6 protein-coding genes and 1 pseudogene are annotated in these 8,474 nt (G+C 44.5%); 2 read left to right on the top strand and 5 right to left on the bottom strand.

The genetic code is table 11. The features are described 5' to 3' along the window. From ACMJ0U_RS12175 to ACMJ0U_RS12185, 3 genes and pseudogenes are all read right to left on the bottom strand, one after another. Positions 1 to 879, bottom strand: a pseudogene (locus ACMJ0U_RS12175) (ion transporter); the annotation flags it as partial. Between the two features lie 134 nt (positions 880 to 1,013). Then, positions 1,014 to 2,873, bottom strand: coding sequence for a membrane protein insertase YidC (yidC, locus tag ACMJ0U_RS12180; RefSeq protein ID WP_417130146.1), 1,860 nt, complete (start codon positions 2,871 to 2,873; stop codon positions 1,014 to 1,016). A gap of 29 nt (positions 2,874 to 2,902) precedes the next feature. Continuing rightward, positions 2,903 to 4,501: a CTP synthase gene (locus ACMJ0U_RS12185; RefSeq protein ID WP_417130147.1), complete on the bottom strand. Its 1,599-nt coding sequence runs from the start codon at positions 4,499 to 4,501 to the stop codon at positions 2,903 to 2,905. A gap of 339 nt (positions 4,502 to 4,840) precedes the next feature. Here ACMJ0U_RS12185 and ACMJ0U_RS12190 point away from each other — a divergent pair, with 339 nt between their 5' ends. Both ACMJ0U_RS12190 and ACMJ0U_RS12195 read left to right on the top strand, forming a co-directional pair. After that, positions 4,841 to 6,322: a DUF3078 domain-containing protein gene (locus ACMJ0U_RS12190; protein WP_417130148.1), complete on the top strand. Its 1,482-nt coding sequence runs from the start codon at positions 4,841 to 4,843 to the stop codon at positions 6,320 to 6,322. Between the two features lie 28 nt (positions 6,323 to 6,350). Continuing rightward, positions 6,351 to 6,968, top strand: a complete 618-nt coding sequence (locus tag ACMJ0U_RS12195; protein WP_417130151.1) for a trimeric intracellular cation channel family protein — start codon at positions 6,351 to 6,353, stop codon at positions 6,966 to 6,968. Between the two features lie 9 nt (positions 6,969 to 6,977). Here the strand turns inward: ACMJ0U_RS12195 and mtgA are convergent, their stop codons facing one another. Further along, positions 6,978 to 7,673, bottom strand: coding sequence for a monofunctional biosynthetic peptidoglycan transglycosylase (mtgA, locus tag ACMJ0U_RS12200; protein ID WP_417130149.1), 696 nt, complete (start codon positions 7,671 to 7,673; stop codon positions 6,978 to 6,980). Between the two features lie 82 nt (positions 7,674 to 7,755). After that, positions 7,756 to 8,472: an OmpA family protein gene (locus ACMJ0U_RS12205; RefSeq protein WP_417130150.1), complete on the bottom strand. Its 717-nt coding sequence runs from the start codon at positions 8,470 to 8,472 to the stop codon at positions 7,756 to 7,758. Between the last annotated feature and the right edge of the window lie 2 nt (positions 8,473 to 8,474).

Here is an 8,474-nt window from a genome sequence, read left to right on the forward strand (position 1 = left end):
CGTTTTGAATTTCTCTTGTTGTATCTTGTTTCAATTCCTTTCCGCTGTATTTGCAATAGACGGATTCTGCATCATGACCGGTTCGGTGGCAGTAAGGACATTTGAGTTCCGTCTGTTTCTTTTGCTGGCTTACCATTGCTGCGGACACAATTCCCGTGGGTACAGCGATGATGGTATAACCGGTCAGCATAATGATAGCCGACAGGAAACGTCCGATTGGAGTGACGGGTGTGATGTCGCCATAACCTACCGTGGTCATGGTGACAATGGCCCAATAAATGCTGTTAGGGATATTGTTGAATTCGGATCCGGGCACATCCCCCTCAATCATATACATGATGGTTCCCATTGAGGTGATCAGGATGAGAAAAAAAAGAAAAATACGGATATTTTCGGCGCGCTGATACGCAGGGAGCGTAGCAGAAGATTGCCTTCGCTGATGAAGGAGAACAGCTTGAAGATACGAAATATCCGGATGAGCCGGAAAGCCCGGATGACCAGCAGGTAATGGGCACCTTTCAGGAAGAAACTCAGATAAACCGGAAGGGTAGCCAGCAGGTCGACCAGGCCAAAAAAACTGAAGATGTATTTCTGGGGGTTCTTCAGGCAATAGATACGGGCCAGGTATTCTATTGTAAAGAAAAGAGTAAGAAAGTACTCCAGCAGTCTTAATATCCAGTAGGATGTGGGAGAGAATAAGTGCATGCTTTCCAGTATGACCATCAGCACACTGATAATGATACTGCTGATTAGTATGATGTCGAACAGTCTCCCTTTCGGTGTGTCTGATTCGAAAACGATGGAATATACTTTCTGCTTCAATGCTTCGTTGTGCAGGAAATGTTGCCATCGGGTATAGAGCTTTGAAAAGTAGTTCATGGTTTTACCTTTGTTTTTGCAAAGGTAAGACAATAAATGGAAAAAGAGGAATGTAGCAAGAAAAAGAGCGCCCCTCGATGGCTTGTCTGTATGCCATTGAGGGGCGCTCTGCGGTATTGAGCGAGATAATCTTTTTATTTTTTCTTACCTCCCATGCGTTCCTGACGTTCTTTCTGGAGACGTTCCTGTTCTTTCTGCAGGGCTTCCAGCTTGGCCATCAGTCCGCTTGTCTTCTGTTGCGAAGGTTCTTTCTTGTTAGCTTCCAGCTGGGCGAGCAGCTTCTTTTCATCGGTCATGCGGCGCATAATCCACATGGTAATGATACCAATCAGACCGGAGATAAAGTAATAATAGCTCAATCCAGATGCATAGTCATTGAAAATGAAGAAGAACATCACAGGCATGATATACATCATCCATTTCATGGCTGCCATCTGCGGATTGTTGCCCATGTCCTGCTGTTTCATCATGATAATCTGGTTGAGCACCGTGGTGATGCTGAACAACAGACAGAACAAACTCAGGTGGGTGCCCAGTAACGGAATATGGTAGCTCCAGCTAATCAGGTCATCGTAAGCTGAGAGGTCATCGGCCCACAAGAATCCCTGCTGGCGCAATTCGATGGCGTTCGGCACGAAGAAGAAGAGAGCCATGAACACCGGAGTCTGCAACAACATCGGCAGACAGCCACCCATCGGGCTGACATTGTACTGGCGATAGAGTGCCATGGTTTCCTGCTGTTTCTTCAGGGCATCTTCCTGCTTCGGATATTTGGCGTTAATCTTATCTACATACGGCTTCAGGGCACGCATCTTGGCAGATGAGATGAACGACTTCCAGGTGGTAGGGAGTACCAGTACCTTGACGATGATGGTCATAAGCAGAATCACCATGCCCATGCTCAGTCCCCAGCCTGACAGCCAGTCGAACAGGTTGATGGTGAACCAGCGGTTAATCAGACGGATAATCGGCCATCCCAGATAAACCAGGTCTTCCAGTTCCTGGTCTTTGTTCTTAAAGCTTAAGTCGTTGCTGGCCAGCAGTGTCTTGAAGTGGTTCGGACCAAAATAGAACTGCATGTGAGAGGCTTTGGCACCCGTCGGGTCGAAAGCCGTCTTCATGTCGGCTGCATAGTTCTTCATGTAGCCGCTTCCCTGCTGTTCCATCTTCGACTCAAGAGTAGCGTTGTCAAAGTTCTGCTCTGCCATGAAGACGCAGGAGAAATACTGGTTTTTGAAAGCCACCCAGTCGAGCGCTTCAGGAATGGTTTCTTTCTCATCTTTTGTTTCGCTCAGGTAATCGAAGCTGTCGTCTACCGGCTTGTAGGTCAATGATGTGTAACGCTGTTCAAAATTGTAACCTTTTTCCATCTGGCGGGCACGCTGTTTCCATTCGATGTTCATGCTCTTGGTAGAGGGAGAGAAGAAATTCTGCATGCCACTGGCTTGAACGGTAAGGTCTACCATATAGGAGTGAGGTAGCAGGCGGTAGTTAAAATCCAGATGTCCGCCATTGGCCGCATTTAACCGCATGGTCACTGTAGAATCGGTCACATTGGTCATCTCGAAGTACATTTGCTGGCTGAGGATGTTCTCATTCTTTCCTTCGAAACCGAAATTCATGGAAGCATCTTCCCCTTCGAAAAGAATGAGGGGCTGCTTCTTCTGGTCTTTATACTCTTTCAGCAGTGCTTTGCTTACCCGTCCGCCTTTGTTGGAGAAAGTCAGTTGAACCAGCTCGTTCTCCAGTACGGTAAATTGTTCCGTACCTTGTGCAGACTGGAAAAAGAGGGATGTACTGTCAGGGCGTGCAGCTTCAATGGCTGCAACGGCCTGCTTTTCTTGAGCTTCCTCTTGTTGCTTGATGACCTGTTGTATAGAGTCCTGATAGTGCTGTGCGCGTGCTCTTTCTTCCTGGCTGGGGCGGTTGTAGATACCGAATCCCACGATGACGGCTCCAATCAGGATAAAGCCCACTAACGTGTTTTTGTCCATTTCTATTTCTTTACAATGTTATGTTTGGATTATTTGTTGATGGCTGCCTTAATGAAGGACAGGAACAACGGATGCGGTTTTAATACCGTACTGCTATATTCCGGGTGGAACTGGGTACCGATGAACCATTTCAAGGTCGGGATTTCCACGATTTCTACCAGGTCTGATTCCGGATTGATGCCGACGCACTTCATGCCTGCCTTTTCAAATTCTTCCTTGTAGTTGTTGTTGAATTCGTAACGGTGACGGTGGCGTTCCTGGATGTGTTCGTTCTGGTAAGCTTCGTAAGTCTTGGAGTTCGGGTCAATAACGCATTCGTAGGCTCCCAGACGCATGGTGCCTCCCATGTTGGTAATGGATTTCTGTTCTTCCATGATGTCGATGACATTGTGCGGAGTTTTTTCGTCCATTTCACGGCTGTTGGCATCAGCGTATCCTAATACGTTCCGGGCAAATTCAATGGCAATGCACTGCATACCCAGACAGATACCAAATGTAGGCACGTTGTGTGTACGGCAGTATTTGATGGCTACGAACTTGCCTTCGATACCACGTTGTCCGAATCCCGGGCAGATGATGACACCGTCCATGTCCTTCAGGTGCTCTTCAATGTTGTTGTCGGTCAGGTTTTCACTGTTGATAAAGTGGATGTCGGCCTTCCGGTCATTGTAGGTCGCAGCCTGTGAAAGCGCCTCCAGGATAGACTTGTATGCATCTTGCAGGTCGTATTTTCCAACCAGTCCGATTTTTACTTTTTCAGTCGCATTGTAACGACGGTTCAGGAAGTCTCTCCACGGACCGAGGGTAGGAGTTTCTCCCACTGGAAGTCCCATTTTTTCGAGGATGGTTACATCCAGCTTCTGTTCTTGCATACGCAAAGGCACTTCGTAAATAGTAGGCATGTCCATTGACTGGATAACAGCACTTTCGTCTACGTTGCAGAACAAAGCAACTTTTTTTCTCAGTCCCATGCTGAGTTCGTGTTCTGTGCGAAGCACCAGGATGTCTGGCTGGATACCCACAGACTGAAGTTCTTTTACAGAATGCTGGGTCGGTTTGGTCTTCAATTCACCGGCAGCAGCCAGATAGGGTACATAAGTCAAGTGTACGCACAAAGCGTTCTTTCCTAATTCCCATTTCAGCTGGCGGATACTTTCCAGATAAGGAAGTGATTCGATATCGCCCACGGTTCCTCCGATTTCAGTAATGACGAAATCGAATTTATATTTGTTGCCCAGCAATTTGACATTGCGCTTAATTTCGTCAGTGATGTGAGGGATAATCTGGATAGTCTTACCAAGATAGTCACCACGGCGTTCTTTGTCGATTACACTTTTGTAGATGCGTCCAGTAGTGATGTTGTTGGCTTTGGTAGTTTGGATGCCTAAGAAGCGTTCGTAGTGTCCTAAGTCGAGGTCGGCTTCATGTCCGTCTACGGTTACGTAGCATTCTCCGTGTTCGTAGGGATTCAGAGTTCCCGGGTCGATGTTAATATACGGGTCGAACTTCTGGATGGTTACGCTGTAGCCTCTGGCCTGCAGCAACTTACCGATAGATGATGAGATGATTCCTTTACCTAATGAAGAGGCTACACCACCTGTTACGAAAATATACTTTGTTTCTGCCACAATATGAATATTTAAAAATTAAATTCAACAACTTAATGCGGTCTGCTTTCTCTGTCTCTGTAAGAACGCGACAGCTGAAATGCCGGGAAACGATATTTTTCCCACATGGAAGAACTATTTCTTCAAGTTTGCAAAATTATAAAAAAAAGCTGAACCCGCAAAAGTAAGAAGAGTAAAACCGTGTTTAACTTCAAATATCCTTAAGTTTTCTGGTAGTACAAGTAAAATTTTAAGCAATGGAAGATAGAAAATAGTTTATTGTGTAATTTAGTAGGTATGAAAGCGAATTTCTTTGGGAAATAAATCGTACTTTTGCACAAGATTTTAAGAATGACAAAAATGAAAAAGGCGAGTCTTTTCTTGGTATTGCTTATGGTGTGCGGTGGGTTGGCTGCACAGGAAATGGAAGTGTCTTCGGATGTGGTAAAATCGGATACACTAAAAAATGCGGTAGATTCTTTGAGTGTAACGGTTCCTATGGATAGTTTACAGGAAGCAGCACAAAAGAAAGTGGTTCCGGCAGTAAAGAAAAAGGTGGAACTTCCCCCATTGGAGGTGCGGAATTTCTGGCAGATGTTGCAGAATTTCCGCCGGAATTACGATGCACAGCTGGAGCGTTGGGATGACATTTATTTGTTGATTACGGGCATCCGCCCGAATCCGGATTATTATAAGTTGTCGATGCCGGCTACTTATTATGAGGCTCCGATTGAACAGGCTTTTAGTATTTCTGACTGGAAGCCTCGGATACCTTTTATAAAAGAGAACGTGCTGGAAAACCGCTTGTCGCAGGTGCCCGATTTGCGTCGTTCTGCCCAAGTGGATAAGTCGGTGAACAGACAGTTGCTTTCTTTCTATCTGTCTTATCCGAATTTGGTGAGACAGAATGAGGCGAATTTGAAAGGCTTAAAGCCAATATATGGTGAGGTAATTGTGAATCAGCCCAGAAAAGAGAATCTGCTGGACATGATGCAGAATAATGAATTGCCTAATCAGGTGACAGAAAAAGACCTGCTGGTTATCAAACCTAATTTCTGGACATTTGGTGGAAATGGTTATCTGCAGTTCTCACAGAACTACATTTCGGGTAACTGGTATAAGGGTGGTGAAAGTACAAAATCATTGCTTTCAGGCTTTACCTGGCAGGCTAACTATGATGACAGGCAGCGCGTTCAGTTTGAAAATAAGATAGAGTGGAAACTGGGATTTATCACAGCTCCTTCAGATACCGTACATAGCTACAAGGCCAACAATGACTTGCTCCGTTTGAGTTCTAAATTAGGTTATAAGGCGTTCAGCAGATGGTATTATACTTTGTCGGCAGAATTCAAGACGCAGCTTTTCTCTAATTATGATACCAATTCAGATAATCTGGTCTCTGCTTTCTTCTCACCTGCCGAATTGAATGTGGGTCTTGGTATGGACTATAAGTTTGTGAAGGACGGAGTATGTAACCTGTCTGTGCTGGTGAATCCGATAAACTACACTTTGTATAGTGTAGCTAGTGATAGGGTTGATCCTACAAAATTCAATATCAAGGCAGGGCATAAGAGGGAAAGTGTATGGGGTTCCCGTTTGGAATCTACATTAAAATGGAAAATACTTTCGGCTCTGATGTGGGAGTCTCGTTTCTCTTATACTACCAATTATGAGAAGGTGTTGGGTGAATGGGAAAATACATTTACGTTTTCCATCAATAAATATCTTTCTACTAAACTGTTTGTTCATGGCCGATTTGATGATGGGGTAACTCGTGAAGAGAACGACAGTTATTTTCAGTTACAGGAGTTGCTTAGTTTTGGTTTGAGTTATACTTGGTAAAATTGCTGCTATGGATGTTTTTTTTCAAATGCCTTCGTTTGTAACGATACTGGATTTTATAGGGACTTTTGCATTTGCCATTAGTGGTATACGACTTGCTTCAGCCAAACGGTTTGACTGGTTTGGAGCTTATGTGGTAGGACTGGCTACGGCCATTGGGGGAGGAACCATACGTGATCTTCTTCTGGATGTGACTCCTGCCTGGATGACAGACCCAATATACCTGATTTGTACTGCTTTTGCTATGTTCTTTGTTATCTTGTTTGGCAAGTATGTGATTCGCTTGAATAATACTTTTTTTATCTTTGACACCATCGGGCTGGCTCTATTTACAATTGTAGGATTCAGCAAGGCGTATGTATTGGGATATCCCTTTTGGATTGCCATTATCATGGGCAGTATAACTGGTGCGGCAGGAGGAGTGTTGCGCGATATATTTATCAACGAGATTCCGCTGATCTTCCGTAAGGAAATTTATGCCATGGCTTGTGTTATTGGCGGGTTGGTTTATTGGATTTGTCTGGTGCTTGACATGGAGTCTGTCATTGCACAGATTATAGGAGGAGTTACAGTTTTTTTGACTCGTATTCTGGCTGTCAAGTATAAGATTACCCTTCCGATTCTGAAAGGTGATTCGGAGTCTTAGTGTATTTCATTACTTTTCGGCTTGTTCTGGAAAGGCAGGCACGCATTTCATCAGATACATGATTTTCTGTTGGCGCTTGTACATATAGGGGCTCGGTTTCCCGGAATTATATTTAATTGGATTCGGAAGACTGGCTGCAATGAGCGCACATTGTTTACGGGTGAGTTGAGAGGCCGTGGTGTGAAAGTGAGCTTTCGCCACGGCTTCTGCTCCATATATGCCATCCCCCATTTCGATTGAGTTCAAATAGACTTCCATGATTCTTTCTTTATCCCATATTAGTTCTATCAATACCGTGAAATACACTTCGAATCCTTTTCTTATCCAGGAAGAAGAGGGCCATAAGAATACATTCTTGGCTGTTTGCTGGCTGATGGTACTGGCTCCTCTGGCTTTTTTACGTTTCTTGTTTTCTTCAATTGCCTTGCTGATTTCTTTAAAATCAAACCCGTTGTGACTGGCAAAACGGTTATCTTCAGAGGCAATGACTGCCATTGGAAGATGACGTGATATTTTTTCTTTGGGAACCCATTTATGTTTCATAACCGGTTTTTCGCCTTTTGCCAATTGCTCAACGCTCCGTATTACCATCAAAGGAGTAATGTAAACAGGGATGAATCTAAGGGCAATGACCGATAAAATGGTAGTCGTAAAGAAAAAAATTGTCAGGTTACGTATATACCTTAAAATTCGCTTTTTGATCATGTAATGTCTGTTTTGGGATGAAAATTATGCCGGATCTTTCAGACCCGGCATAATCGATGTTTATTACTATAAAGTTTGTGGCTTATTGTAAAGTTCCAGCTTCAGCTTGCTGAATCATCTGCTGGCTGGCATACATGTACACTTCTACACGGCGATTTTCCTGACGTCCGGCAGCTGTAGAGTTGTCTGCTACGGGATTTTCTTCACCCATACCTGTTACAGACTTAATCTGGCTAGAAGAAGCGCCACAAGTTAGTAGGTAGCTTGATACACTCTGGGCGCGTTCTTGTGAAAGATCCAGATTTTTCTGGCGGCTTTGTTCTGCTGTACTGTTTTTCCAGCCGGTATTGTCAGTATATCCGTAGATTGCTACGTCCATATCTTTGTTCTGATTGAGTACGTTGTTGGCAAACTTGCTTAATGCAGATTTTGCAGAAGAACTCAATGTCGCACTGCTGGTGTTAAACAGGATACCAGAATCAAAAGTTACCTTTACAGCTTGCAAGCCATTGTTGTCGGTCACTTGTTCTACTTGAGCGCCTTCAATCTGTGCTGCTTCTGCAGCGGCTTTGTCCATTTTCTTTCCAATCAGTACTCCTGCACCTGTACCTACAGCTGCACCTACAGCTGCACCGATGGCTGCTCCTTTTCCGTGACCGGCAATACCTCCGATTAATGCTCCCAGCGCAGCGCCACTTCCTGCTCCAATCATTCCACCTTTGGCCGTATTGGTCATACCACATCCGCTAAATACTAAGCATGCGCTCAGTAAGATAGCCATAGAATTCATTTTCTTCATTT

The organism is Phocaeicola sp. (assembly GCF_048170425.1).
In the GTDB taxonomy this organism is placed as follows: domain Bacteria; phylum Bacteroidota; class Bacteroidia; order Bacteroidales; family Bacteroidaceae; genus Phocaeicola.

Coding starts and splice junctions, on each gene's coding strand:
- ACMJ0U_RS12195 (WP_417130151.1), top strand. CDS start 6,351: ATGCCTTCGTTTGTAACGATACTGGATTTTATAGGGACTTTTGCATTT.
- ACMJ0U_RS12205 (WP_417130150.1), bottom strand. CDS start 8,472: ATGAAGAAAATGAATTCTATGGCTATCTTACTGAGCGCATGCTTAGTA.
- ACMJ0U_RS12190 (WP_417130148.1), top strand. CDS start 4,841: ATGAAAAAGGCGAGTCTTTTCTTGGTATTGCTTATGGTGTGCGGTGGG.
- mtgA (WP_417130149.1), bottom strand. CDS start 7,673: ATGATCAAAAAGCGAATTTTAAGGTATATACGTAACCTGACAATTTTT.
- yidC (WP_417130146.1), bottom strand. CDS start 2,873: ATGGACAAAAACACGTTAGTGGGCTTTATCCTGATTGGAGCCGTCATC.